This window comes from uncultured Campylobacter sp. (genome assembly GCF_938030785.1).
Lineage (GTDB): Bacteria > Campylobacterota > Campylobacteria > Campylobacterales > Campylobacteraceae > Campylobacter_B.
The window spans coordinates 1-24,957 of record NZ_CALHIK010000017.1 but is presented as its reverse complement, the minus strand read 5'-3'; the positions used below and the strand labels follow the sequence as shown (position 1 = coordinate 24,957).

General features: G+C 46.7%; 22 protein-coding genes. 10 read left to right on the top strand and 12 right to left on the bottom strand.

Annotated elements, in window-relative coordinates:
• From Q0438_RS01080 to Q0438_RS01065, 4 genes are all read right to left on the bottom strand, one after another.
• The coding region (locus Q0438_RS01080) for a glycerate kinase (protein WP_299186335.1) at window positions 1-1,046 on the bottom strand (1,046 nt) is incomplete at its 3' end.
• Between the two features lie 320 nt (window positions 1,047-1,366).
• On the bottom strand, window positions 1,367-2,743 hold the full coding sequence (locus Q0438_RS01075; protein WP_299186332.1) for a GntP family permease: 1,377 nt from the start codon (window positions 2,741-2,743) through the stop codon (window positions 1,367-1,369).
• A gap of 959 nt (window positions 2,744-3,702) precedes the next feature.
• Entirely contained in the window at window positions 3,703-4,125 is a 423-nt protein-coding gene (locus tag Q0438_RS01070) for a Sua5 YciO YrdC YwlC family protein (RefSeq protein WP_299186330.1), read from the bottom strand.
• A 13-nt stretch (window positions 4,126-4,138) separates the two neighbouring features.
• Entirely contained in the window at window positions 4,139-5,038 is a 900-nt protein-coding gene (locus tag Q0438_RS01065) for a DMT family transporter (RefSeq protein WP_299186327.1), read from the bottom strand.
• A 165-nt stretch (window positions 5,039-5,203) separates the two neighbouring features.
• On the opposite strand from Q0438_RS01065, the gene Q0438_RS01060 reads away from it, so the two are divergent.
• Complete coding sequence (locus tag Q0438_RS01060; RefSeq protein WP_299186324.1) at window positions 5,204-5,347, top strand: hypothetical protein; 144 nt, start codon at window positions 5,204-5,206, stop codon at window positions 5,345-5,347.
• 200 nt (window positions 5,348-5,547) lie between these two features.
• On the opposite strand, the gene Q0438_RS01055 is transcribed toward Q0438_RS01060, so the two are convergent.
• Both Q0438_RS01055 and Q0438_RS01050 read right to left on the bottom strand, forming a co-directional pair.
• Entirely contained in the window at window positions 5,548-6,363 is an 816-nt protein-coding gene (locus Q0438_RS01055; protein ID WP_299186321.1) for a site-specific DNA-methyltransferase, read from the bottom strand.
• A complete protein-coding gene (locus Q0438_RS01050) occupies window positions 6,356-6,712 on the bottom strand; it encodes a DpnII family type II restriction endonuclease (protein ID WP_297997536.1) in 357 nt (118 codons plus the stop codon). The genes Q0438_RS01055 and Q0438_RS01050 overlap by 8 nt, the downstream gene beginning before the upstream one ends.
• Between Q0438_RS01050 and Q0438_RS01045 the strand changes: the two genes are divergently transcribed.
• Window positions 6,680-7,027 (top strand): DpnII family type II restriction endonuclease, encoded by a 348-nt coding sequence (locus Q0438_RS01045; RefSeq protein WP_299186318.1) that lies wholly within the window; start codon window positions 6,680-6,682, stop codon window positions 7,025-7,027. The genes Q0438_RS01050 and Q0438_RS01045 overlap by 33 nt on opposite strands.
• Here the strand turns inward: Q0438_RS01045 and Q0438_RS01040 are convergent.
• The 6 genes from Q0438_RS01040 to Q0438_RS01015 form a co-directional block, all read right to left on the bottom strand.
• Window positions 6,983-7,177, bottom strand: coding sequence for a DpnII family type II restriction endonuclease (locus Q0438_RS01040; protein WP_299186315.1), 195 nt, complete (start codon window positions 7,175-7,177; stop codon window positions 6,983-6,985). The genes Q0438_RS01045 and Q0438_RS01040 overlap by 45 nt on opposite strands.
• Before the next feature lie 7 nt (window positions 7,178-7,184).
• Window positions 7,185-7,376 (bottom strand): DpnD/PcfM family protein, encoded by a 192-nt coding sequence (locus Q0438_RS01035; protein WP_298101534.1) that lies wholly within the window; start codon window positions 7,374-7,376, stop codon window positions 7,185-7,187.
• Window positions 7,376-8,086 carry a hypothetical protein gene (locus Q0438_RS01030; RefSeq protein ID WP_299186312.1) on the bottom strand — a complete coding sequence of 237 codons (711 nt, stop codon included), beginning with the start codon at window positions 8,084-8,086 and terminating at the stop codon, window positions 7,376-7,378. The genes Q0438_RS01035 and Q0438_RS01030 overlap by 1 nt, the downstream gene beginning before the upstream one ends.
• Entirely contained in the window at window positions 8,083-8,253 is a 171-nt protein-coding gene (locus Q0438_RS01025) for a hypothetical protein (protein WP_299186310.1), read from the bottom strand. Before Q0438_RS01025 ends, Q0438_RS01030 begins: the two co-directional genes overlap by 4 nt.
• Window positions 8,254-8,520: 267 nt before the next feature.
• Window positions 8,521-11,031, bottom strand: a complete 2,511-nt coding sequence (gene lon / locus Q0438_RS01020; protein ID WP_299186306.1) for an endopeptidase La — start codon at window positions 11,029-11,031, stop codon at window positions 8,521-8,523.
• A gap of 8 nt (window positions 11,032-11,039) precedes the next feature.
• Window positions 11,040-11,687: an outer membrane protein assembly factor BamD gene (locus Q0438_RS01015; RefSeq protein WP_299186303.1), complete on the bottom strand. Its 648-nt coding sequence runs from the start codon at window positions 11,685-11,687 to the stop codon at window positions 11,040-11,042.
• Between the two features lie 256 nt (window positions 11,688-11,943).
• On the opposite strand from Q0438_RS01015, the gene Q0438_RS01010 reads away from it, so the two are divergent.
• The 8 genes from Q0438_RS01010 to serC form a co-directional block, all read left to right on the top strand.
• Window positions 11,944-12,690: a type II secretion system protein gene (locus Q0438_RS01010; protein WP_299186300.1), complete on the top strand. Its 747-nt coding sequence runs from the start codon at window positions 11,944-11,946 to the stop codon at window positions 12,688-12,690.
• A gap of 16 nt (window positions 12,691-12,706) precedes the next feature.
• Window positions 12,707-13,693, top strand: a complete 987-nt coding sequence (locus Q0438_RS01005; protein WP_299186298.1) for a prepilin-type N-terminal cleavage/methylation domain-containing protein — start codon at window positions 12,707-12,709, stop codon at window positions 13,691-13,693.
• Window positions 13,693-14,178, top strand: a complete 486-nt coding sequence (locus tag Q0438_RS01000; protein ID WP_299186296.1) for a hypothetical protein — start codon at window positions 13,693-13,695, stop codon at window positions 14,176-14,178. The genes Q0438_RS01005 and Q0438_RS01000 overlap by 1 nt, the downstream gene beginning before the upstream one ends.
• Before the next feature lie 15 nt (window positions 14,179-14,193).
• On the top strand, window positions 14,194-14,736 hold the full coding sequence (raiA, locus tag Q0438_RS00995; RefSeq protein WP_299186293.1) for a ribosome-associated translation inhibitor RaiA: 543 nt from the start codon (window positions 14,194-14,196) through the stop codon (window positions 14,734-14,736).
• A 240-nt stretch (window positions 14,737-14,976) separates the two neighbouring features.
• Entirely contained in the window at window positions 14,977-21,054 is a 6,078-nt protein-coding gene (locus Q0438_RS00990) for a hypothetical protein (protein ID WP_299186290.1), read from the top strand.
• A gap of 272 nt (window positions 21,055-21,326) precedes the next feature.
• Entirely contained in the window at window positions 21,327-23,123 is a 1,797-nt protein-coding gene (gene lepA / locus Q0438_RS00985) for a translation elongation factor 4 (protein ID WP_299186288.1), read from the top strand.
• Entirely contained in the window at window positions 23,119-24,117 is a 999-nt protein-coding gene (xseA, locus tag Q0438_RS00980; protein WP_367178479.1) for an exodeoxyribonuclease VII large subunit, read from the top strand. Before lepA ends, xseA begins: the two co-directional genes overlap by 5 nt.
• A 10-nt stretch (window positions 24,118-24,127) precedes the next feature.
• Window positions 24,128-24,957, top strand: an 830-nt coding sequence (serC, locus tag Q0438_RS00975; protein ID WP_299186286.1) for a 3-phosphoserine/phosphohydroxythreonine transaminase, incomplete at its 3' end; no start/stop codon positions are given.

Sequence of the window (24,957 nt, the reverse complement as noted above, 5' to 3'; positions counted from 1 at the left end):
CGCTCAAGGCTCATCGGCTCGTTTAAAACGCTGAAAAACGCGCCGATGCCGTGCTCGTTGCAGCCGCCGGCACAGGGCGAGACGCAGCCTGCAAGCGCGATGACGGGCACGCCGTAGCGCGCGGCGATCTTTGCCACGCCGCTTGGGGTTTTGCCCATGCGGCTTTGGAAGTCGAGTCTGCCCTCGCCGGTGATGATCAGATCGGCGTCGCGCACGTCGTTTTGCAGCCCGATCTGCTCGGTGATGATGTCGATGCCGGGCTTTAGCTGCGCGCGCAGGAAGCTTACGAAGCCAAAGCCCAGTCCACCTGCCGCGCCCGCGCCTTTTTGGCCGCAAAGCTCCTTTCCAAGGCCCCTGCTTACGACGCCCGCAAAGCTTCGCAGCCCTGCATCCAGCGCCTCTACCGCCGCTTCGTCCGCGCCCTTTTGCGGTCCGTAAACATGCGCCGCGCCGTTTTCGCCGAAGAGCGGATTATCCACGTCGCAGGCGATTAAAAACTCGCTATCTTTGATGCTTTGCGGCACGTCCGCGTCCGAGATCGCCGCTATTTTGATCAAATTTTCGCCAGTGCCCGCAAGCGTTTCGCCGTGCTCGTCCGTAAATTTAAAACCCAAAGCGCTTAGCATGCCCGTGCCCGCGTCATTTGTGGCGCTTCCGCCGATGCCTATGATAAACTTTCGCGCCCCCTTGTTTGCGGCGTGCAAAATCATCTCGCCAAAGCCGTAGGTGCTTGTTTTTAGCGGGTTTCGGCGAGATTTTTCGATGAGCGTGAGTCCCGACGCCGACGCCATTTCCAAAATCCCGAGCTCGCCCGCAAGAGCGTAGCGCGCGGTGATCTTTTTACCGAGAGGGTTTTGCACGGCTAGCTCTTGAAATTCAGCCCCGAGCGCGTCGGCAAGGGCTTCGACGCTGCCTTCGCCGCCGTCCGCGATCGGCCTAACTACCACTTCGTCGCAGAGCTTTTCGATGCCCGATTTTACGGCGCTACCCGCCTGCAGCGAGCTAAGAGAGCCTTTAAATGAATCGATCGCAACCAAAACTTTCATAAAATTCCTTTCAGACGGGGCTTGCGCGGATATTGCGAAAGCCGCTTTTTAATTTGGCATTTTAATAAATTTAGCCCTAAATTTAGCTTTGAGGAGTTTACGCTCCGCCGCATTGGTAAATGAGGAAAATTTTAAACCGCTGCCGTTTTAAACGGCAAGGCGTGCTCGTACGATAGAATTTAATCGGCGAAAGAGGAGCACTCGGGCTCGCAGAAAATTTTAAAGCAAAAAAATAGCTCGCCCGCCCGCGCAGTAAAATTTAAAGCGCGACGGCGGGCTTTTATTGCCCTAAATTTAGAGCTGTTTTAAATTTAGAGCCGCTAGATTAAAAACAGCGACAAAATCCACACGCTGATCATGCCCGTAATACCCATAATTAGGGTTAGCATGGTCTGTGTGCGGTAGCCTTGCTGCGGGTTCATCTTGCTGAAATTTGTAACGACCCAGAAGTAGCTGTCGTTAGCGTGCGAAACCGTCATCGCGCCCGCTGCGATCGCCATTACGACGAGCGCGCCGGACATTTCGGAGGTGAAGCCCAGCACCTGCATCAGCGAGCCATCCGCGTTAAACGCCCCCATAATCGAAGCGGTGGTGATGATCGCAACGGTGGAGCTTCCTTGCGCGCTTTTTAGGATAGCCGAGATCAGAAACGGGAAGAAAATCCCCGCAGCTTTAATCGCGGTCGCATTGTCCTTGATGTAGGTTACGAAGCCGGCGTCGGTGATGACCTTGCCCAATACTCCGCCCGCTGCGGTAATGAAGAGGATCGGACCTACGATCTTTAAGGATTCGTTTGTGATCTCGCTAAATTCGCCTAATTTGCCGGTTTGCACGAGCAAAAATACTGCAAAAACTACGCCCAAGGCTAGCGCGATGATAGGATTTCCTAAAAATTGAGAAATTTCGCCCGCAAATCCGCCTACTTTTAAGATCTTGGCGACGGAGCCCAGCGCCATAAATAGGATCGGTATCAAAATAGGGGCTAAGCTCAAAAATCCGCTCGGCAATTTACCGTATTGTTTAAGCAGATCGTCGTAGCTTTTTGCGATAACCTCATTTGCTTCAGCCTCGCTTATATGCACGCTCTTGGCGACTTTTTTGGAAAAAAAGTACGTAGCGATCAGCACCGGCAATGATACCACCGCGCCCATTGCGATTACGAGCAGCAGATTACCGCCTAGACCCACGGCGCCTGCTGCGGCGATCGGTCCCGGAGTCGGCGGGATGAATACGTGCGAGGCATAAAGTCCGCCGGAGAGCGCTACTGCAAGAGCGACCGGATTTTCGCCGATTTTTTTGCTGATCGCTTCTCGGATCGGGTTTAAAACGACGAAGCCGCTGTCGCAAAATACGGGGATGCCTACGATCCAGCCCATTATGAGCATCGCAAGCTCGGGGCGTTTCTGCCCGACTACGTTTACGACCATATCGGCGAGTTTGAGCGCCGCGCCGGTCTTTTCGAGCACGGTGCCGATGAGCGCGCCGAAGATTATGACGATACCGATACTCTTAAACGTGCCGCTGAATCCGTCGCCGATAATCGCGGGGATCTTGGCTAGCGGTATGCCCGCAACGATCGCGAGCGCCAGGGAGATAAGCATTAGCGCCAAAAACGGGTGAACGCCTGCTTTGGAGATCAAAAAAATCATCACGACGACCGCTATGGCGAAGCAGATGATTAACGCAACACCGCTCATAAAAGCTCCTTGAATGGATTTAATTTGCCCGCAAGCGGTTTAAGCTAAGCCGTTTGCACTTCAAATTTAATGCGGTAATTTTAGCGAAATTTTAATATAAAGCAAGAATGGCGGCGTTAAATTCATAAAAATTTATGATTTATGCGGGAATGAAGGACTAGCTGGCGGAGTTTATCGGTTGGAATTTATCGGTTGGAATTTATCGGTTGGAATTTATCGGTGCCGCGCGGCGATAGGCGGTTTAAATTTTAAAATTTACGGGTTTGCTTTGATGCGCTACGCGGCGGGCGGCGGAAATTTTATCGCGGATCGGTAGTCGTGGCGCAGCAATGGCAGTGCGCTTGCGCTTTACGCGCAGCTTTGGCAGCTAAAGGGCGTGAGCGACGCGCAGGGCTTTGCGGCGCTTGCTGCGGCGGAAGCAGTGAAGATAGAGCGCAATAGCTGCGGCGGCGATAGCGGCGATAGCGGCGATGAAAGGCGATAGTATCGGCGATGGCGGGATTTTTGATATACAATGGCGATGATAGAATTTTGATCGAAATTTACTCACGCGGCGATGAAATTTTAATTAAAACTATCGGCAGAAGCGGCGAAATTTTAATCTAAAGCAGGCAACATAGGTAGAGCTTAGATCAAAATATCGCGCGTAGCGGCTCTGATAGAAATCGGCAGCAATCTGCAGTAGAATTTTGCGGCTTTTTATATAATTTTTCTGCGAGTATGCTGTGATCTTTATTTGGATTTTTCAAAATTCCTGGCGGTCTTTGCGTAATCTATCTACGGCGGGATTTCACAGCTCGGCTAAATTTACAGAGCCATTTTAAATTTAGAAGGTCGTTTTAAATTGTGCAGAGGACAAAGTAGCCGAAACGAGGCATTCGGTTTTAAAATTTGCAAAGCCGATTCGCTCTCGCCTCTTTTTTGGGCGCTCTTTGCGTGTTTAAATTTTGAGTGCAGCGCTACCTCAGCCGCTTTAAGCGCGTTTTTGAGATTTTATAAATTTTCGAGCTTGCGTTTTGGCTGAAATTTTGATCCACGATCTCGTCCGCTGCCGCTTTCGCCCAGACTTCGTCAAAGTTTTGCCCGTTTAAATTTGCGCTGCTGGAGTAGAGCCAGTCAAATTGCCTCAAAAACTCCTCGTGAGCGCACTCTTTCACGACGCGCACGGCGGTGCCGTTCGGATACAAAAAGGTCGTTTTCCTCGCACGGCGCACTAAATTTTTAAATTTAGCGGGCACGCGAGCAAGGTTTTTTAGCTCGCTAAACTTAGCCGTCGTTATGAGGCAGGGTTTATCCGCTGCTCGGCGTTTGAGCACGTTTATCTCGCGAAAATCCTTACTTAAAAACCCGGCCGTCGTATCCGTTTGTGCCAAATAGATCATCTCTCCTCCAAATTTAGGCCTTTTTCCTATCTTTGGCCAGCAAAAATATGCATGAGATAATGAGCGTAAAGCCCGCAAAATCAAGAAACACGAACTCCGTCCCCAACCAAAAATAGGCAAACGCCGCCGCGCTAACGGGCTCGATGCACGCGATCATGCTCGCCCTGCTAGCACCTATTATTTTTAGCCCCGTCATATAAAAGCTAAACGCACATATCGTACCCAAAATCACCACCGCGGCAAGCGCCGCAAAGCCGTCCGCGTCGCTCACGCCGCCCAGCTGCCAAACCCGCGTGTAAAGCGCAAGCGCGCCGCCGCCGATGACCATGCCCCAGCCTAAATTTAGCGCAATGGGGTATTTTATATTTAGCTTCGTAGGAATGAGGCTGTAAATCACGACGCCAAGCGCGCTAATGAGGCACCAAACCAGCGCCTCCGCGCTGATAACGAGCGAGCCCAGATCGCCGTGGGTGGCGAGCAGCACGACGCCGAGCACCGCCAAAATGAGCGCGATGAGCTCGACCTTTTTAGGCGCGCGCCGCTCTAAAAAGCAAACGACGGCGAGGATGAGCGCGGGCGCGGAGTACTGGATCACGGTCGCGACGGCGGCGTTTGAGAGCTCGATACCGCAAAAGTACGAATACTGCGTCATCATGAGCCCAAAAAACGCATAGATAAGCAGCTGCGGCAGCAGCGCGCGATCTTTTAGCGGTGCAAGGGCTGCGCGCGGCGAACGCGCTAAATAATACGCCGTCATCGCAAGCCCGGCGAGGCTCAGGCGATAGGGCACGAGCCAGTCGGCGCTGACGCCCTTTTGCGTGAACAGATACTGCCCGCAAACGCCGCTAAAGCCCCATAATATGCCGCCGAGAAGAGTAATGAAAACGCCGAAAAATTCGCTCTGAGATCTCATTTGCCGCCTTAAATTTAAAGCCAAAGTATATAAGCTTATGCTTAAGCTGGGGTTAAATTTGGGGTTTTGGCGCGGCGCGATGAGCAAGGTAGGTGGAGCTAAATTTAGGCAAATACAGCAAAAATCGGCAAAGATTTGAATTTGAGCGGATGGATAAGGAGGGCATTGCAAAATAATCTTCGAGGTTGTATTTTAAATTTTAAACCCGACAAGATGGGCAAAAATATCGCGCGGCTAGATAAGGTGGTTCTAAAATTTAACCGCACGCAATCCAGCCCTTCTTCATGTCTTGCATTTGCAGCTTTTTAAGAATCAACTAGAGCGTAGCGCTGGGTTTTCTCTTACTTGTAAGCTGCTTTTAGCGGAGTGAAAAAGATGGTAGCAAACGCGGCGAACAAAAATAGCCTGTGAAGCTCAAAATTTTAAAACTAGCAATGTATATTTTTTTTGCGGTTACAAATTTGCGAAGCAGAAAGCAAAAAGCGCACTAAAATTCAAACGCTTAAATTTTAAAATTTCAAACTCTCTTGTTCTAATAGTCGCAAATCCGCAATCTTTCGCTTAAATTTGGCGAAATTCGCGTCCAGTTCGCGTTTACGCTTTACGGCGATCTCTATAAACTCGTCCTCTTTTTCAATGCCTACGAATTTTCGTCCTAGCAAATTAGCAGCTACACCGGTCGTCGCGGAGCCTGCAAAAGGATCGCAAACTACGCTATTTTGAGTGCTTGCCATTAAAATTAACCGCACCAAAAGCGGTAGCGGTTTTTGCGTTGGATGCTTGCCGCACGCCTTCTCCCACGGCGCGATCGCGGGCAAGTTCCACACGTCGCGCATCTGCTTGTCGCTGTTTAGCTTTTTCATTAGCTCATAGTTGAAAATATGCTTAAATTTCTCACTTTTTCTTGCCCAGATGATCTGCTCCGAGCCGTGCGTGAGATAGCGGCAGCTAAAATTCGGCGGCGGATTGGTCTTTGCCCACGTGATGACGTTTAGAATTTTATAGTCCAGCTTTTGCAGTGCCCGACCGATTGAAAATATATTATGATACGTCCCGCTTATCATTACACTACCGTTATTCGTGAGTGCATCTTTGGCGAGCGCAAGCCATTCGAGATTAAATTTATCTATCTCATCGATGCCGTAGCTTTTGTCCCACTCGCCCTTGTTTACGCTTACGATTTGCCCGCTTTGAATACTAAGTCCGTCATTTGAGAGAAAGTAGGGCGGATCGGCAAAAATGAGGTCAAACTCGTCTTTAAATTTAGGCAAAATATTAAAGCAATCGCCTTTAAAAAGCTTAAAATCATCGGCTAACTTAAACATTTTTAAGCTCTTTTATAAAGTAATAAAGCGTGGCGAGATTATAAATTTTAACGCTTTTGTAGGCTTCTTCCAGTTTGTTTTTAGCCGCCAGCCACCCCTGTCCGTCGGTTATCCAGATAAATTTAAATCCGCCACAAAGCGCAATCTTTTGTGCTATTTCGATATAAGACCTTGCGACTTCGTTTAGCTTCGAGCCGCCCGTGCCGTAAAAATTCGCCTCGATCAGATATGTTACGCCGCCTGCGCTAATAACGAAATCGAAAATCTTTTGATCGCTTCCTAAATTTAGAGCAAAATTCCTACTGCTAACCTCGGTTTGAAAGCAGATATTTTCACTCTTTTCGGGCAAAACAAAGGGTGTTTCGATGTATTAAATTTACTCATTGCCGTTCGCGATAAAAACACGGACGTGATATCGGCTAACGGTGGGCTAACGAAACTTGGAACGTATTTTAAAAGTCCAGAAAAAATCTATGAGTTTTGCCAAGAAAGCGGACTAGATAAAATTTTTACGGACGGAAAGGTTAAAAATTTGCACGATTACGTATTCGGCGTGGAAGTCGGGCTCGATACGAACGCACGAAAAAATCGCGGAGGCGTAAATTTCGCGCGAACGATTTCAGAGTATCTTGAAAGTGAAAATATCTGTTTTCAAATCCTTTGAACCGAGTAAAAAATCAAGCGTGTGGAGCTTGATAGAAACGGATTTTAGATTTTTGCCGCATTTTTCAAAGTCGGTAAAGTAGTCAAGGCTTGCATTTGTTTTTCTAAGTGAGCGTAAAAAGTCATCGAATTTCGTTAAATTTGGTTCCATAAATTTCCTAAATTTCAGTTTTCGGCTCATCCGCGATCGTCGCTTTAAAGTCCGCGCAGACGAAGTTCTCTGCACTCAAAACAATCTCGCAATTTTCGTAAGCCGTCTGCGCGATCTTACACGCTTCTTCTTTATTTTTCGCTTTAATTACAACCTTTTTAGCCAAAATTTCGGCAATCTCTACTTCAAATTCTTTCATCAAATCCCCATTTTTACTTTCGCGCTCTCGCTTTCTAAGTCGTATTGTTTGGCGATACTTTCGTAGCTCGCAAATTTCACGCTACCGGCAATATCTTTGTATATCGACGCGCTTATTACGCTTTGAAACTGCCTCAACCTGCCCTTATCCGCGACGACAAACATTTTGGCGTTAAAATCCTGAAGTTCGTAAAATTTATTGAGAGAATTTTTAAAGTCCGTCGAGTGCTCAACCTCGAAAAACGCGTAAGGTAGATTTCGCTCGTTAAACCAGATCGCATCGATGCTACGCGCCTTATTTAGTATGCTCGGATAGGCAAATTCGTAAATCGCCTTGAGTGAAGTGAGGTCGTCCAGCTTTTTGCTTGCGACGAAGCTTTTATTTTTATCCTGTGGCGGCACATAGGTTTGAAATTTGCGCAGGTTGCCGATCTCTACGATAAGGCCTTGAAAATAGGAGTGAGTGAAGCTATCTCGCGGATTCGCGCCACTTTCAAAGCCTTTTAAAATTTGCGTCTCAAGCGACTTTAAGCCCCAAAGACCCGGGCGAATCTTAAAAAATTCTGCGTTTTCTTGCAGGATACGCCGTATAGAAGCAAATGGCGTTTTCGTCGGCCACGAACTAATGTCGGTCGCAGAATAAAGTTGCGATAGAGTCGCTGCACCGCCAAGCTCTATCATCGCCGCTATCACGAAATCTTTTTGTTTCATCTTTGCTTGTCCGTTTTTGTTGTCGCTAACGCTCGGATAAAATTTAACTTCATATTAAACAAGCCTTCGCTTCGGACGCAGACGAAATTTGCAGGCGGGATGGTTAAAATTTGCGGCGTCTGCTTTGGCGCGTAGAACTGCTTAAACTCTTTTTTAAAATCAAACATTTTATTCCCTTTGCAAGGTAAATTTCATAAAATTTTGCGCTAAAAACGAAGCTTAAATTTTAAACTGCCTTAAAATTTTACATCATTACGCGATTGCGCAAATGCAAAATTCTACGCAATTTTACGTTCGCCGCATCGTTACAAGAAATTTTGCCGCAAGCGCGTCAATGCGTCGCTACGCAATAAAATTTAACGCCGCTATAAATATTTTAAAATTCCGCCGAAGCGCGCGGCTAAAGCGGCAAAATTTGAAGTGCCGCTTTAAATTTAAACGAGCGCCAGCTTCAGTACCTCTTCGATTCGCTCTACCGGCGTTATTTTCAGATCGTTTTTGACCTCGTCCGGGATCTCCGCCAGGTCGCGCTCGTAGTTTTTGCGCGGGATCAAAACCTCGGCGATTTTGGCTTTGTGCGCGGCGATGAGCTTCTCCTTAAGCCCGCCGATCGGCAGCACCTTGCCGCTTAGCGTGATCTCGCCCGTCATCGCTAGATCTGCGCGCACCTCGCGCTCGCTTAAAATCGACGCGATCGCCGTGCTCATCGTGATGCCCGCGCTCGGTCCGTCCTTGGGCGTCGCGCCCTCGGGCACGTGGATGTGAAGGTCGAATTTGTTATAAATCTGCTCCGAGCTTTCGGAATTTTCCTCCGCGTCTAAATTTCGCGCCGCAGGGCTTTTAGACGCAGCGCCGCCATTTGCGCGCAATGCGGAGTTTTTGCCGCCGCGCGAGGCTTTTGCCGTACCCCTGTCCGCGTCTTGCCCAGCTTGTAGCTTACCCTCGTCGATTAGCACCTTTACGACGCTAAAGGCGATCTGCGCGGATTCTTTCATCACGTCGCCGAGCTGGCCCGTGATCGTCATCGCGCCCTTGCCTTTGATCTTGACCGCTTCGATCTTGAGCACGTCGCCGCCTACCGCAGTCCACGCAAGCCCGTTTACGATGCCGATTTGATCGCGCTTTTCCACTTCGTCGATCTCGAAAACCTTTTTATTTAGAAATTCGCTCAAATTTTTCGTTGTAACGACGATCTTTTTAAACTCTTTGTCTTTTAAAATTTTAACCGCGACCTTGCGGAAGATCGCTGCGATCTGGCGACGCAGGTTTCGCACGCCGCTTTCGCGCGTGTACTCTTCGATGATCTCGGCAAGGGCTGCGGGGTTGATCGCTACGTCGGCGGATTTTAAGCCGTGGCGCTGCAACTCCTGAGGGATCAGATAGTCCTTGGCGATCTGAAATTTCTCCTGCGGCGTATAAGAGCTAAGCTCGATAAACTCCATCCTATCGCGCAGCGGCGCGGGTATGAGAGATACGTCGTTTGCCGTGGCGATAAAGATGATCTTGCTAAGATCGATGTTAAAATTTAGATAGTAATCCCTAAAGCTCGAGTTTTGCTCCGGGTCTAAAATTTCAAGCAGAACCGCAGTCGGATCGCCCTTGTATGAGTTTGAAATTTTATCGATCTCATCGAGCACGATGACGGGGTTCATTTGATTTGCCTCGATGAGGCCTTGCACGATGCGGCCCGGCATCGCGCCGATGTAGGTGCGGCGGTGTCCGCGCAGCTCGTTTACGTCCTCAAGCCCGCCTAAGGCGATGCGGATAAGTTTGCGTTTAAGCGCGGTCGCGATAGAGTTCGCAAGGCTCGTCTTGCCTACGCCGGGAGGGCCGTAGAAGCACAAGATCGCGCCGCCGTTTTTGCCGCCCTCTTTGCTCTTCTTGCCGCTTGTGCCGCGAAGCTCCAAAAGCTGCTTTAGCGCGAAATACTCCTCGATGCGCGCCTTGGGCTTTTTTAGCGAGTGGTGGTCTTTATTTAGCTGAGCGGTAACGCCCTCGATGGACATCTTATGTTTGGCGGTCTTTTCAAAAGGCACCTCCAAAACCCAGTCCAGATAGCTCTGCACGAGCCCCGCATCGGCGCTGTCCGGATGAAGGCGGGCAAATTTATCGATCTGCTTTTTAATCTCTTTATAGGCATCCTCGCCCAAATAGGGCTTTTTGGCTTCCAGCTTTTTGCGGTATTCCTCGATCTCGACGTCGCGATCGGCATCGCCGCCGAGCTCCTTTTGGATCTGCTTGAGTTGCTCTTTTAAAAAATACTCTTTGTTCGTCTTGTCGATCTTGGAGTGAACTTTGCTTTTGATCTCCTTTTCGAGCCTCTGCGCTTCGATCTCGTCGGAGATGTAGTTGATGAGGTTGAAAAGGCGCTTTTGCAAATTACTCTCGGTAAAAAACGAGTAGGCTACCTGCTTTTTTAACCGCAGTGCGCTTAAAATCAGGTCGCAAACTCGCGCGGCGTCGGTGCCGTCGTCGATGGTCTTTAGCAGATCGTTTGGAAAAAAATGCGTAAGAGTGCTAAGCGTCTTGGTTTTTTCCTTTAGCACGCTTACCAGCGCGTCTAATTTTTGATCGTTGCCGCGCTCGTCGTGGATGATATCGACGGTAGCGACCAGCGGATCTTGCGAAATTTCTTTTACGATTTTGCCTTTTAGCGCGCCTTGGAATAAAATTTTAACCCGACCGTCAGGAAGCGGTACGGTTCTCATCACGGAGCCCACGACGCCTGCATTATAGATACCGCCGAAGCTTCTATCGCCGCTAAATTCCGACTTTGAGCTTACGACCATTATCATAGATTCGTTTTTGGCGGCTAGATCGAGAGCCTTTTTGTTATGCTCGTCGCCGATGAAAAGGGGCGCTATCATAAATGGATATAAAAATAGCTCGTCCTCGACGATGATAGGCAGATTGCTCGGGAAGGTTGTATTTTGCATCAGTTGCATCGCCCCTCCTACTCAAAAATCGCGCGGTACCAAGGCGAGCGCGGTTTAATGACATCGGTGCCGTTTAGCGGGGATTCTTCGATGCGCTGCTCGTAAATTTTGGCAGAACTTTCGCGATCGGTTCGCTGGTAAAGGTCTTTGATGTCGATATTTAGCTGATGCTCGGCAAGCCTGAGCTTCGTTAGCATCGTCTCAAGTAGCGGACGATACTCGCTCTGCGGATATTCGGCGATAAATTTATAAATTTCGTTTATGCTGTTTAGCATTAGCTTTTGGTTACGACTCGGGCGGCTAAAGGAGTCGAAATTTGCTCTGATCTTTAGATATCTTGCGTATTCGATCTTTTGCGTCGTGCCGTAGAGGCGGATATATTCGTCTAGGTATTTGTTTGCTTTCTCGTAGTTTTCGTCCTGCACGAATGCCCACGCCATAATGAGCGTCATCTCTTCAAGCAGTGGAGAGGCGATATGCTCGCTCGAAAAGCCGGTGTAGTGCTTCTCGGCATCCTCCATGCTTGCGTTATCGATATCTTCTAAAATTTTAGAATACCATGCCTCGGGGCTTAGATTAAAAAGCTCGCCGTCTCCCTTACCGCTGCAGCCGCCGATAAAAGCGACAAATAGGGCGCAAAATAGAATTTTATTTAGATTTGTCATAAAGAAATCCTTGGAATTTATTTAGCCCGTAATTTTATAGTCTTAGGGTAAATGCAAGCTTAAATTTAAAAGGCCGAATCGAGAAATGAGGTTTTGGGTTTATTTTTTGAACGGTTAAAGTTAAATTTTGTTCGTAAAAGCCGAGAAATTTCCATGGATAATTCTAAATTTAAGTTTAACAATAGTATAATTAGCGCCAATAACGTAAATAAAGTTTGCGTTTTGAATTTCAGAATTTTGGAAGAAAGGATTTGAGATGAAAAAAGGTTTTACTCTAATCGAGCTGATCTTTACCATCGTGATTTTGGCGATCACTACGATGGCGATCCCGCGCATCGTCGCGCAAACGGCGAAGTCCAATGAATTTGCTATAAAGCAGGAACTTGTTTTAAGCGCAAAAACATTTCTAACTAGTGCCGCAAAGGCTCCATGGGATACGAGTTATGTGGCTGGAGAGACTTCTTGTGGCGGCATAGTTGCAGCCTGCACGGTTCCTGTTAAAATTCATTCCATCCTAAACGGAGCCGGAGGAGTAGGCATAACTAATTGTCCGGACGGACAGCCATGCACACTGATACGACCGGGGATTTTAAATACCGCTGCTAACAGTAGAGCGATATCGCCCGCAGCTCCAACGCCTCATGCAAGCTTTGGTAATGATAAAACAACTGTTTATAACGATATAGACGACTATAACGGCTATAATAAAGACATGCAGCCGCCGGTAAAATCCTTGGGAGGAGATACCGATGGAGATTTCTTACTTACTACCAATATTAGAGTCGCAGTAGATTATGTAACCGATATTTTAACCAATGGCAATTATGTAGGCAGTCAAAGCATTGCCGGCGTTTTAAGCGATCAACCGGCAAACGGCACTCCTACAAATTTAAAGATGATAACTATAACGGCAAGTGATGCAGCCGATCCGAATAGCTTCGTCGTGCTTAGGACATATTCGGCAAATATCGGTAACGTTTCGCAAAGTGTTTTAACCAGATAGATTGTGAGTCGTCATCATGAAAAAAGCATTTACTTTAATCGAGCTCGTATTCGTCATAGTAGTTTTCGGTATTATATCGATGTTCGGAGCGGATCTATACACCCAAATTTACAGATCATATGTCCATACCAGAGCGCTTAATCAATTGGAAGCTAGAACTCAAAACGCTATAACGCTAATTTCCGGCAGGCTGGAGGATAGGATTAAGGGTACCGTCATAGGCAGGATAGCAGATCAGCCGCTGGCCACTAATTTTACAGATCTTTCATCCATTACGGCAAATCATGACATTATAGAGTGGATAGGGCAAAGCATAGAGACAAAAAATTTGGGTAGTGCAAATCCGGGCTGGAGTGGATTTATAGATTTAAACTCAGTTCCCGCTGCTGCAAATTTAAACGGGCCATTTACCTTAAATACTCAAGGTAGCCTTTTGACCGGCGTAAATGCCGTTCTTGCAAATTTACGCGCAGGTTCCGCTAGCGCAAATAACGGCACTTTCGGAGTTATCTTTAGAAGTGCTACGGGAGATTTAACCGCAAATATCGGACCGTTTTACGGATACGCAAATGATGGGCAGAGGATCTTAGTAGCGACTGCTAACGCAGATAATGCTAATGCCGAAATTTTAAATATAACTAATTATCCCCCAAACGCTATAGGAAATCGTGAATTTTCCGAGCAATACTATGTGGCCCATACCGCTTATTCGATAGTGCCGATTATACCGGCCGGACAGGCGGACTTACTTTTTGCGCCGACACCGGATCCTGTCGATAAAAACTTTGATCTGCAGCTGAGATATAACTATCAGCCTTGGGCGGGCGAGCAATACAATGGAGCCGTTCCTATGCGAGCGTTGATTGCACAGGATGTTAGCTTGTTTAGGTTTCGCTACGATAATGGCGCCGTAGCCTTAAAACTATGTATGAGAGATAACGGTAGAAACCTTGATCCTGCTCAGCTTGATCTCATCGTATGTAAATCGCAGGTGGTGTACTAATGAAAAGAGGATTCAGCTTAATAGCGGCTATATTTTTTATTATTTTAGTGGCGACTACGGCAATAACTGCTTTAAGTATAGCTGCGATGACGGCAAGGGACGTAAATAATATACGTTCTAAAGAACAGGCTCTGCTTTTGGCGCAAAGCGCTACGGAATTTGCGGTAATGGCTATGCAAGCGCATAATTATCCTAATCCTGCAAGTCCTGCGGGTGCAGGTACAAATTGTTTGGAAACTATAAATTTGACCTATCCTAATGCAAATAATCCGGAGTATAATATAGCTATAAGCATATATTATCTGGATCCAAATTTAGGTTGCACCGCTGCAAATATGATCGGCGCACGAGCTTTTTTAGATAGCTCGGGGAATCCGGTACCGAATAATGTAGTAACTACTCATATGGCGCTAGTAGACGTTACGGTAACGTCTACGGATCTGCCGCGTATAACCTATAATAGGCGAACATTGCAAAAACCATAACGTAAAGGAGAGACGATGAATTTAAATATCGTAGGTAAGCAGTTTGAGTTGACGGAACCCATAAAAGAGTATGTTGAGAACGCATTTGAAACGCTTGGGAAATATAATCTAGATCTTATCTCGGGACGCTGCGTGATCTCGGCCGACGAAAAACAGGGTAAAAAAGGCTTTGTAGTGGATTTTTCTTTAAATTTAGCGCATAAAGACACCATAGTCGTGCGCCAAAAAGATAAAGATCTCTATGCCGCCGTCGATCTCATCGTAGATCGTGCTTCAAAAGTTCTACGCAGATACCACGATAAGGTAAATTCTCATAAAAATCGCGACGAGATGAAACAAAACGCCGTAGATAATGCAGTCGGTGCCAATAAGCCAAATTTAAACGATGAAGTTGATGAGATCGTCCCTACCGAGCTGGATCTATATAAGCCGCTAGAGATTGACGAAGCCCTAAATAAGCTTAAAGAAAGCACCGATCAGTTCTTGGTCTTTAACGATATGGATGCTAAAATGCGCGTACTTTATAAGCGCAAAGACGGTAAATTCGGCTTATTTTAGAATTTTAAAATTTTAAGGCGCGATAAATTTCGCGCCTTTTTTTGTTTGGCGGTCATTGTTTATTCATTGCTATTTAATTTTTACTTTAGCTTAAAGTAAATAAAATCGTACTTTATAAAATTATTTTTTTATAAATTCTTTAAAATTTATTTACATAACACCCTTTAACCATCCTAAGTTTAAGCAAAAAAAATGTAAAATAATAGTCAAAAATTATGTTATTGACCGGAGGGTAGTATCATGAAAGTTAAGAGTTTTAGCTTTGCGCCTCTTTTGGCGCTGTTCGTTTGTTGTTTGACAAACGCGTTTGCAGATGATAGCAGGTCGAACGTGAAGATAAATCCTGCTACCCCAATAAGCAACGAGTATCGTGACGATGGCTGGCTGGACGGAAGGAGAGGTGGTTGGACTTGGCACGGAGATCAGGGTTTGTATAATTTCACCACTATAAAAAACTTTCCGTCTGACGAATTAAATCAAAAGCCGATAGTTAGATTCGGCGGTGCGGGCACATACGTCTTTGGAGACTACGCCGTGACCGGAAAGCCGGTGATTAGTTTAAGCTGGCCTTCTGCTACAGGCAGTGGTTACATGTGGGGAGCAAAAGGCACATACATTAAAGATGACGGCGACGGACAGTTTTATTTGAATAGTTCAAAAGCTGTTTTGAGGCTTCCTAAGGGCGTGACTAAAGACGATATAGTCTATGCGAGACTTTATTGGCAGGGAAATATATTCAGCACGACTGATTTTGACAGCGAAGCAGAATACAACAGCAAAGACGGAAAAAAATTGACCGGTTTTGCTAAGGGGTATACACGGGTGAAATTTAAAATGAAAAGCTCGAAAGGTAAAGCTAGCATAATAGAAGATGTTTATAGAGATAGATGCGAAGGAACGGCTGCTTGGAACTTTTTGGCAAAATCTCGCAAGCCCTTACGTTTGCGTTTAAAATATGGCTGCACTAAAGATATTACCGATCTAGTCAAGCAATATTTTGAAGATTATTCCGACAGCATTGAATTTACTGTAGGAAACGTAAGAACGAGTGATGGTATGGATCCAATCGGTGCAGATTTTACCAATGGAGAGTTCGACAGCGCTCGTATTGGGCCGTACGGCGGATGGGGAATAATCGTAGTATATGATAAGAATTCAAAATCAAGAAAAGACTTGATGGAAAATTTACAAAGCTCCGCTAGCGTAACCGGCAAAAAGATGACTTATAAGGAAGCCTTAGCTTATAAAAATAACTATTTTAAACCTAAAAACGTAACTATTTACGGCGATTATCTTGTCGTCACCCCTTGGAATAATGGATATACGCCTATAAACATTAACGCTACCATCAGTGGATTTTATACACCTAGAAGTGGGTCCGTAAATGCAAAGCTAGGGTTTTTAGGGTTTGGTGGCGAGAGAAAAATGACCTCCGACGAGTATTTTAAAGTTCAACACAAAGAAACCGCACAAATGGATTCGCTATACGGATCCAGTGAGGTTAATCAATGGTTAGCTAACGATCGCGCTAATATATACGACGGCTCTGTCGCTTTACTTATAAATGATAACGGCACCTATAAGTATAGCTATCCATACGGCACCGGTTATTTAGGTGGATTTGATCTGGACGAATTCGATATCAGTTCAAAGATGAAGAATGCGCAATCTAGTCTAAACATCTCTTTGGGTGCGGCGTGGGAAGATCTCAACGGAGGTCAAGCCGATCAAAACTTCATAAGTATGATTGCTATTTCCGCCGATTTGTATGTCCCTCAAATGTGCTATCAGTATGAAGTTTATACGGCTAGAGAATGGCTTAAATTTTATGATTACAACGGCACTAGAATTAAGAATTATGGCAACGGTATACCTAAGCAATTTGATATGGGAGCCGGAACCGGAGCCGTAGTTCCTGGGGAAAGTGTATTCTATCGCGTTCGTTTTGAAAATAGAAACGGCAATAGTGAGGATGCCGTCGGTACGAAGATAATGGTAAATTTTGGCGATTACAATACCTATACCGCGGATAGTTCGGCAATAGATAATAGGCTAACCGCCAATACTTTCACTACCCAAAGCCCATATATTGCCGAGGACGCAGAATTTGTATATCTCAAAGATAACGAAAAAGGTCCTTATGAAACTATGCGAGATGTGTTAAAAGGTGCAAACGGGAAAAAAGTTACCACACCTGTTTATAAAGATAGGCAATTTAATAGTACCACAAATAATAGATTGACATTTTATATAGGTAAGGATGCCGGCGATGTAAAAAATTCTACGGTTAATGGTGGCTTGATGAAGCCTGGCGATAAAGTTTATGCCGAATTTAATGCTACCGTAAATAGCGGAACGATAAAATTTGTTCCGCCTACATATACCGTAGGATATAACATACAGCTTAACGTTGGTGGAAAAACTACTATAATTCAGTTTGACGACGGAGCGGACATAGAAGAATGCACCGAGGTTAAGAGAAATGAACCTGCCGTTATGGTTCTTAATGGTTTGCAGGTTGTTAATCAAAACTTTAAAGACGGCAAGGCAACCGATCAGGATGATAGATTGTTTACGCAGGCTTCAGAGCTGCCTTTTGATGCAAATTTGATCTTTAGACCGAATTTAAGTTCGTTGTTTAAATGTAAAGAACTAGATGCAAGCGGAAACTGTGTGGATTATGATACTTCATCGATACCGGATAATTATAAGAAGCTATTTAGGAATGTAAACGGAAAGACTCAATATGGCGGCTATAGCGGTACCGAAAAATTACAAGAATTTAATCTGCCGGGTAAGTTATTTTTATCTGTAATTGACGCTAAGCAGGCCTCTACTCTTGCGTGCAAACTTATAACGGATACATATAAGATTCCGTTTAAACTGGGTAATAGTAAAAAAAGCGGATATAGAGTCGATCATGAAGTTCTCTTTAATAATAAAAAGATACTGGAGTTGAAAGATTTAGAGATTGCCGATGCTTACAAAGGCTTGAGTTTTATGCTTAGCTATCGTCCGGATGCTTTGGATTTACCTGATAGTAGTTTAGTGGTAGATACCAATATAACTGCAGCATTGCAAGATCGCAATGATTACTATATCGAGCAATATAGACAAAAGCTATTAAAAGAGGCAGGATATTATAAGCCTGGAATTACAAAAGAGGAGAAGGAAAATATCGAAAAAGCAGTAGCGGCTAAAATCGCAGAGCTTACAAAGCAGCTTACTACCGCCCAAACTTGGCTTGGAACGGCAATATCTTCCGACGGAACTTTCCATATATGCAATAGCGATTCATTTGTTTTGAGGCCTGCATATTTTGATATAACTGATGATAAAAGCGGAGATAGCTCCAAAAATAATATTAAAAAGTATGCCAAGCTAGTCGACGTGGGTGCAAGTGGCGATATAACCAGAAAGGGCGAAACCGCAGATCTTTATCAAGGTACAAATTTGCGTTTGGGCGGTGATTATGAAGACAACGTAGATATGTTAAATAGCGTAATCTATCCGAAGAGCGCTAAAAATAATGGCGTACCAAACTATAATGCGGTGATTGGCGATATGTCCACTAGCGGTGCGCAGGCGTTTAGAATGAGAAATAGCTACAATAGCGATTCGGACCCGGATGATAGCAATGAATTTAATAAAATAAGCGAGGTTAGAACATATCTAAGACCATTTATTTCTAATCAATGCTACAATAGCGTCCAATCGCAGTCTCTTTATATCGAAAAAGATAAAAACAAGGTAAATTCGAGGTTAAACGAAGGCGTTAAACAAGACGGTTGCCAAGGCGGAATTCCTATAGAATATAAGGGATTTAAATATAACGCCTCTAAAAGAGTGTATGAATATGACGGCACCACCGATATCAAGAGTGCAGACTTCGGTAAATATGCCGGTAATTGTAGCACCGCCGGAACTACAAAGAATTTCGACGTGTTCTATACCAGAGTATGGGATAAGACCGCTACCAAACTATGGGCAAATTTCGGTTATGAAAGTTCCGAAGTAACCGACGGCTACATTAGTAAGAAAAAGATGAAGTATGCTCCGTATCTGATGAATGAGTCAAAGAAAGAGCCTACGAAGAAAGATATCAAGCCAGCGTTACTTTATACTGCTGCACTAGAGGATAAAGGCGAAATTTTTAACTATTATAATGTCGGAGATGTTCTGGTTAATGTGTATGATAACTCATGGACGGATAACTACGGAGATCAGACATATATTAAAAATCAAGCCGGAAAGCAGGATTGGGTAGGTACCACATGCATTATTAACTCTTCTACAAACAAACGCGATGAGCTGGGTAGAATAGGTTGCGATGTGGGTATGAAAGATAATAAGTACTTGGTACTAAGATATAAGCCGGATAGGATCATACTCTCCATGACAAGCTTAGATAATGCTTCTTATGCAGCCGGTACTACTGGTGGGGCTAGGATTTTAGATAATAACGTAAGTTCATTTGCCGAAAATCTTTCCGCTACTGCTATTACGGGCGCATTTACTTATTATAGTATGCCGGATGTAGAAACCGACATTACCGTAGCGACGGGAGATAATCCTACTGCGAATAAAGCGGTTACTAGACAATTGCAGCAACTTGCTACCATCAAATACGATGCCATAGCATATCTATCGAATAAAGTTTATAAAGATGTAGTTGCCACTTTATACGATGGAGGAAGGGCCGTTATAGATCCGGATGATGCTACTAAAACTGCTGCGGTATGTGGCTTTGCTAGCGATTTGGATTTGCAGGTAAATTTCTCTTTCGATTGTTCTACTGCAAGCGGTCTTGTTGACGGCAGATGTTTAAGAGGCGCTCAGGAAGCGGCAAATTTAAATCGCACTGCAGCGAATGTAGATTATAGACCTTATCAGGGCGCTAATTACAGCAATGTTCGCTTTACTATACCTAGCGGAACTGAGTTTTTCGCCGAGGCTTTTTGTGCTACAGGCGGCGCTGCATACGACAGCAGGTGCTTCAAGTATAATGTAAGGACGCTAAACGGTACGACACTAAACGAAGCTACCGGAGGTGCTGGTTACCAATTACCTATACCTTTAAATATGGCTATCAACTACTATACGAATGCAGATCTAAGCAACGGCTTCGTAAATGCTAGAAAAGCGGCCGGCGATCAGGGGGCCTTTGGAGGACAGCTAGAGTATAATCCGAAAGATAATGCAATGATGCTAATGGCTAGAGGATTTAGCGGCGGTAGAACTCCAAATGCAAAGATCTATTTCAATTTTGATAGGATGCATAAGACGGCTAGTAGACCGATAATGATCTATGCCGAAGACTTTAATGTCAACAGAGGAAGCCTAAATTTACACAATAGGATTGAACCTGCAAGTTTCGATAAAAACTACGATATGGTATCTAGCTCTGTTATTTATGAGACTTACGATAATAGTAGCGTAGCAATTACAAGTGAGGATTTTGATCAGTATTTGGATAGAATGCGCCAAGAGCTAGCAGAGACTGGTGTAAATTTAGCGGATCGAGCGGCTTACATATCTTATGCTAACGGCAATACTAAACAATATAAAGTCGGAGATGCATTTACTTATTACGGCGATAATGTCGGTACTTATGCCTTATTCGTATACGGCAAGGCAAATGAGCCTAGCGATGGAGCTACTATTTATGAGGGCAATTTTGCGACCGGAGCACAAGTGGGCGTACAAAACTCCATATATTGTGGTCAGGTGAGCGGTTGTGCAACTATCCCCGTCCCTCAAAAAGGTGGAGTGGATTTAAGATATCTGGTCCCTAACGGCACTATTTTCAATGCATTGAACATAGCTGTTCCTAACGCCGATACCTCTAAATTTATAACCAATACGCTTCAAAGGTATAATTCGGGCAATATTCAACAGTACTTTGTTAGCCAATACCTGCCTGAAAATGCGGGTATTAGATCCAGTCGTGACGATAAAACTACGGATGGAGTCGAAAATACGACTTTTGCCGCAGCCAGAAAAGGAACGACTAGAGTGGAGGTCATCACTAATCCATGGCTAATATATACGCCTACCGACGGCAATAGTAGAATTTGGATAAATGGCGGAATAAATACCGGCTATACCGGCGCTCCGCAGTATTTCAACTACTTTTTTGTTCAATTCTTGAATGCCGGTACTTGGGGCGGTGAAGGCGGCGTGAAGAGCGGTACCGAAGATGATGTAGGCTCATTTGCCGGCGGAAACGATCTAAAAGATACAGCTGGAGATTCTGGTCAAATGACCACCGATACCGGTGAAAAAAGAACTATTCGCAATCAGCGAATCGACTGGTAATCCGCGCGCTTCTCGCTAAATTTAAAGGCTAACCGCAAGGTTAGCCTTTTTTTATGGCTGAGCTTTAAAATTCCAAATTGCTCGTCGGCAGCGATAAGTCTAAAATAAGCATGAGATTTTCACTAGGCCAAGCAAAATTTTGCTGCAAAATTTAATTCAAAACCCGCTAGAAATTTTCACACAAAATTCCACTAAAATTTCCGCCGCCCATTTACCCGTTTTTAAATGAAATTTCGGCACAATGCGGCTTAAAATTTCATCAGGAAAGCCACTTGAAAACAAAAAATATCAGAAATTTCAGCATCATCGCGCATATCGACCACGGCAAATCCACGCTCGCAGACCGCCTGATTAGCGAGTGCAACGCCGTTGAGGCGCGCCAGATGAGCAGCCAGATTATGGATACGATGGATATCGAAAAGGAGCGCGGCATCACGATCAAGGCGCAGTCCGTGCGGCTCGAGTACGAGCTCGGCGGCGAGAAATACGTTTTAAATTTAATCGACACCCCGGGCCATGTGGATTTCAGCTACGAGGTCTCGCGCTCGCTGGCTAGCTGCGAGGGGGCGATCCTCGTCGTGGATGCCAGCCAGGGCGTGCAGGCGCAGACTATCGCAAACGTCTATATCGCGCTACAGCACAACCTCGAAATCATCCCCGTGCTCAACAAAATCGATCTGCCCGCCGCCGATCCGCAGCGCGTAAAAGAGGAGATCGAGTACGTCATTGGGCTTGATTGCAGTAGCGCGATCGAGGTCAGCGCTAAAACGGGCGTGGGTATCAAGGAGCTTTTAGAGGCGATAATTACTCGCATCCCCGCGCCCAAAACGGACGATGCCGCGCCGCTTAAGGCGCTCATCTACGATAGCTGGTTCGATAACTACCTGGGTGCGCTCGCTCTAGTTAGGCTCTACGACGGCGTACTGAAAAAGGGCGACGAGGTCTATATAATGGGTAGCGAGAACCGCCACGAGGTGCTTGATCTGATGTATCCCAACCCGCTCGCGCCCGCCAAAACCCGCGAGCTTAGCAGCGGCGAAGTGGGCATCGTCGTGATGGGGCTAAAAAACGTCGCCGACGTGCAGGTGGGTGATACGATCACGCTTTTTAAGAAACGTGCCGCCGAGCCCGTGGGCGGATTTGAGAAGGCAAAGCCCTTCGTGTTTGCGGGCATATATCCCGTGCAGACCGATAAATTTGAAGACCTGCGCGACGCTTTGGACAAGCTCAGCCTAAACGACAGCTCGCTTAGCTACGAGCCTGAAACGTCGCTCGCGCTAGGATTTGGCTTTCGCGTAGGGTTTTTGGGGCTACTGCATATGGAGGTCGTGAAGGAGCGGCTCGAGCGCGAGTTTGATCTCGATCTCATCGCCACGGCGCCGACCGTCACATACGCCGTGTATCTCACGGACGGCTCCTGCGTGCGGATACACAGCCCCAGCGAGCTTCCCGCGCCAAATTTTATCGAGCGCATCGAGGAACCCTACGTCAGGGCGACCATCATCACTCCGAGCGAGTTTTTGGGCAATCTCATTAGCCTTTTAAATTTACGCCGCGGCATCCAAACCAAGATGGACTACATCACGCCGGAGCGCGTCCTACTCGAATACGACGTGCCGACAAACGAGATCATAATGGACTTTTACGACAAGCTCAAGTCCTGCACCAAGGGATATGCGAGCTTCGACTACGAGCCGATCGATTACAAGCGCGGCGATCTCGTAAAACTCGACATCCGCGTCGCCGGCGAAGCGGTCGATGCGCTCTCGATCATCGTGCCCGCCTCAAAGGCCGAATCCAAGGGGCGCGACCTCGTCAAAGCGATGAAGGAGATCGTGCCGCGGCAGCTTTTTGAGGTCGCGATCCAAGCGAGCATCGGCAACAAGATCATCGCGCGCGAAAACGTTCGCGCCATGGGCAAAAACGTGACCGCCAAATGCTACGGCGGCGACATCACGCGCAAACGCAAGCTGCTCGAAAAGCAAAAAGAGGGCAAAAAGCGCATGAAGGCGATCGGCAGGGTAAATTTGCCGAGCGAGGCGTTTTTGAGCGTGCTGAAGATCGATTAAATTTATCGCGCGGATAAATTTTATCCCCGCCGTGGGCGATAAGCTCGTCCTAAGCGGCAAAGTCTCGTTATATGCTCCCACGGGCGCGTATCAGATCCAGGTCTCAAATATCCGCAAAAGCGGCGAAGGCGAGCTGGAAGCGGCGTTTGCCGCGCTAAAAGAAAGGCTTAGCAAAGAGGGGCTCTTCGATATCGCGCACAAAAAACAGCTTCCGAAATTCGCCCAAAGCATCGCGATCATCACGAGCGCGGGTTCCGCGGCGCAGGCGGATATGCTTCGCACGGCGCAGGACCGCTTCGCGCTTTGCAAGATCGATCTGTATAACGCGCTAGTGCAAGGCGAGAGCGCGCCTGCTTCGATCATAAGCGCTCTGCGTGCAGCCGATGAGAAGGGCTACGATGCGATCGTAATCGCTCGCGGCGGCGGCTCGCGCGAGGATCTGTGGTGCTTCAACGACGAGGCCTTGGCGCGCGCGATCTACGCGGCCAAAACGCCCGTCATCTCAGCGGTCGGGCACGAGATCAATTTTAGCATCAGCGATTTCGTAGCCGATCACCGAAGCCTCACGCCCACCGCCGCGATGATCGACCTGCTCCCCGATATTTGCGCGATCTTTCAGAGCCTAGACGGCGTAAGCGACGCACTTGATAGGCTGATAAAAGATAAAATTTCATCCGCACAAAACGTGCTGAGCCTCGCAGCTCTGGAGCTTAGATCAAAATCTATCGAGCCAAAAATTTCAGGCTCGCTCGCGGGGCTTTTAAATTTCGAGCTTAAATTTAAAAACTTCATCAGCTCCAAGCTAAGCGCGGCAGAGCACACGTTAAGCGCAAAGGATGAGCTTTTGGCGCAAAAGGCGAAATTTTTTGAGATCACCAAAGACCTCGTTCAAATCCAAAAGGGCGGCAAAACGGTGAGCTTGGGTGAGCTTGCCGCGGGCGACGAGTTCGTCCTTTGCTCGCAGCAGCTTAGCAAAAATGCAAAAATCATCTAAAGGAGGCAAAATGGATAGGGTTTTAAATTTTAGCGCAGGACCTAGCACCATCCCGCTGGGCGTGCTAAAGCAGGCTCAAGAGGAGCTGCTAAACTACGCAGGGCTCGGATTTTCGATAATGGAGATCTCGCACCGCACCAAAATTTTCGAGGAGGTTTTGCATAGCGCGATGAGCCGCGTGCGCGATCTCTACGGCTTTTCGGATGATTTTACGATTTTATTTTTGCAAGGCGGCGCGAGCCTGCAATTCGCGCAGGTGCCGATGAACCTATACGCGGGCGGCGTCGCAGAATACGCTAACACGGGTAACTGGACGAGCAAAGCGATCAAGGAAGCGGGCGTGCTCGGCATAAACTACCGCGTGGTCGCAAGTAGCGAGGAGAGCAAATTCGACCGCATCCCCGAGGTTAAATTTTCTGACGACGCCGACTACGGCTATATCTGCTCGAACAACACGATCTACGGCACGCAGTATCCGCAGCTACCGCAGTGCGCCTGCCCGCTCGTAGTCGATAGCTCGAGCGATCTGTTTTCGCGCCCCGTGGAGCTTAGCAGCGTGGGGATGTTTTACGGCGGCATCCAGAAAAACGGCGGCCCCGCGGGCGTTACGATGGTGGCGATCCGCAAGGATCTGCTGGACCGCGCAAATCCCAAAACGCCGATGATCCTGCGCTACAAGACGCAGGCGGATGCGGACTCGATGAGCAACACCCCGAATACTTTCGGAATTTACATGCTAAATTTAATGCTCAGCTGGATCAAGGACGAGATCGGCGGGCTTGCGGCGATGCACGAGCGCAACAAGCGCAAAGCGGCGCTACTCTACGGCGCGATCGATGC

Excerpts from the sequence above, each read along its gene's own strand:
- Q0438_RS01010 (WP_299186300.1), top strand. The coding sequence starts at position 11,944 with ATGAAAAAAGGTTTTACTCTAATCGAGCTGATCTTTACCATCGTGATT.
- Q0438_RS01035 (WP_298101534.1), bottom strand. The coding sequence starts at position 7,376 with ATGAAAGAATTTGAAGTAGAGATTGCCGAAATTTTGGCTAAAAAGGTT.
- Q0438_RS01070 (WP_299186330.1), bottom strand. The coding sequence starts at position 4,125 with ATGATCTATTTGGCACAAACGGATACGACGGCCGGGTTTTTAAGTAAG.
- Q0438_RS01040 (WP_299186315.1), bottom strand. The coding sequence starts at position 7,177 with ATGGAACCAAATTTAACGAAATTCGATGACTTTTTACGCTCACTTAGA.
- Q0438_RS01055 (WP_299186321.1), bottom strand. The coding sequence starts at position 6,363 with ATGTTTAAGTTAGCCGATGATTTTAAGCTTTTTAAAGGCGATTGCTTT.
- Q0438_RS00990 (WP_299186290.1), top strand. The coding sequence starts at position 14,977 with ATGAAAGTTAAGAGTTTTAGCTTTGCGCCTCTTTTGGCGCTGTTCGTT.
- Q0438_RS01065 (WP_299186327.1), bottom strand. The coding sequence starts at position 5,038 with ATGAGATCTCAGAGCGAATTTTTCGGCGTTTTCATTACTCTTCTCGGC.
- raiA (WP_299186293.1), top strand. The coding sequence starts at position 14,194 with ATGAATTTAAATATCGTAGGTAAGCAGTTTGAGTTGACGGAACCCATA.
- Q0438_RS01030 (WP_299186312.1), bottom strand. The coding sequence starts at position 8,086 with ATGAAACAAAAAGATTTCGTGATAGCGGCGATGATAGAGCTTGGCGGT.
- Q0438_RS01005 (WP_299186298.1), top strand. The coding sequence starts at position 12,707 with ATGAAAAAAGCATTTACTTTAATCGAGCTCGTATTCGTCATAGTAGTT.
- Q0438_RS01015 (WP_299186303.1), bottom strand. The coding sequence starts at position 11,687 with ATGACAAATCTAAATAAAATTCTATTTTGCGCCCTATTTGTCGCTTTT.
- lon (WP_299186306.1), bottom strand. The coding sequence starts at position 11,031 with ATGCAACTGATGCAAAATACAACCTTCCCGAGCAATCTGCCTATCATC.
- Q0438_RS01025 (WP_299186310.1), bottom strand. The coding sequence starts at position 8,253 with ATGTTTGATTTTAAAAAAGAGTTTAAGCAGTTCTACGCGCCAAAGCAG.
- Q0438_RS01000 (WP_299186296.1), top strand. The coding sequence starts at position 13,693 with ATGAAAAGAGGATTCAGCTTAATAGCGGCTATATTTTTTATTATTTTA.
- Q0438_RS01075 (WP_299186332.1), bottom strand. The coding sequence starts at position 2,743 with ATGAGCGGTGTTGCGTTAATCATCTGCTTCGCCATAGCGGTCGTCGTG.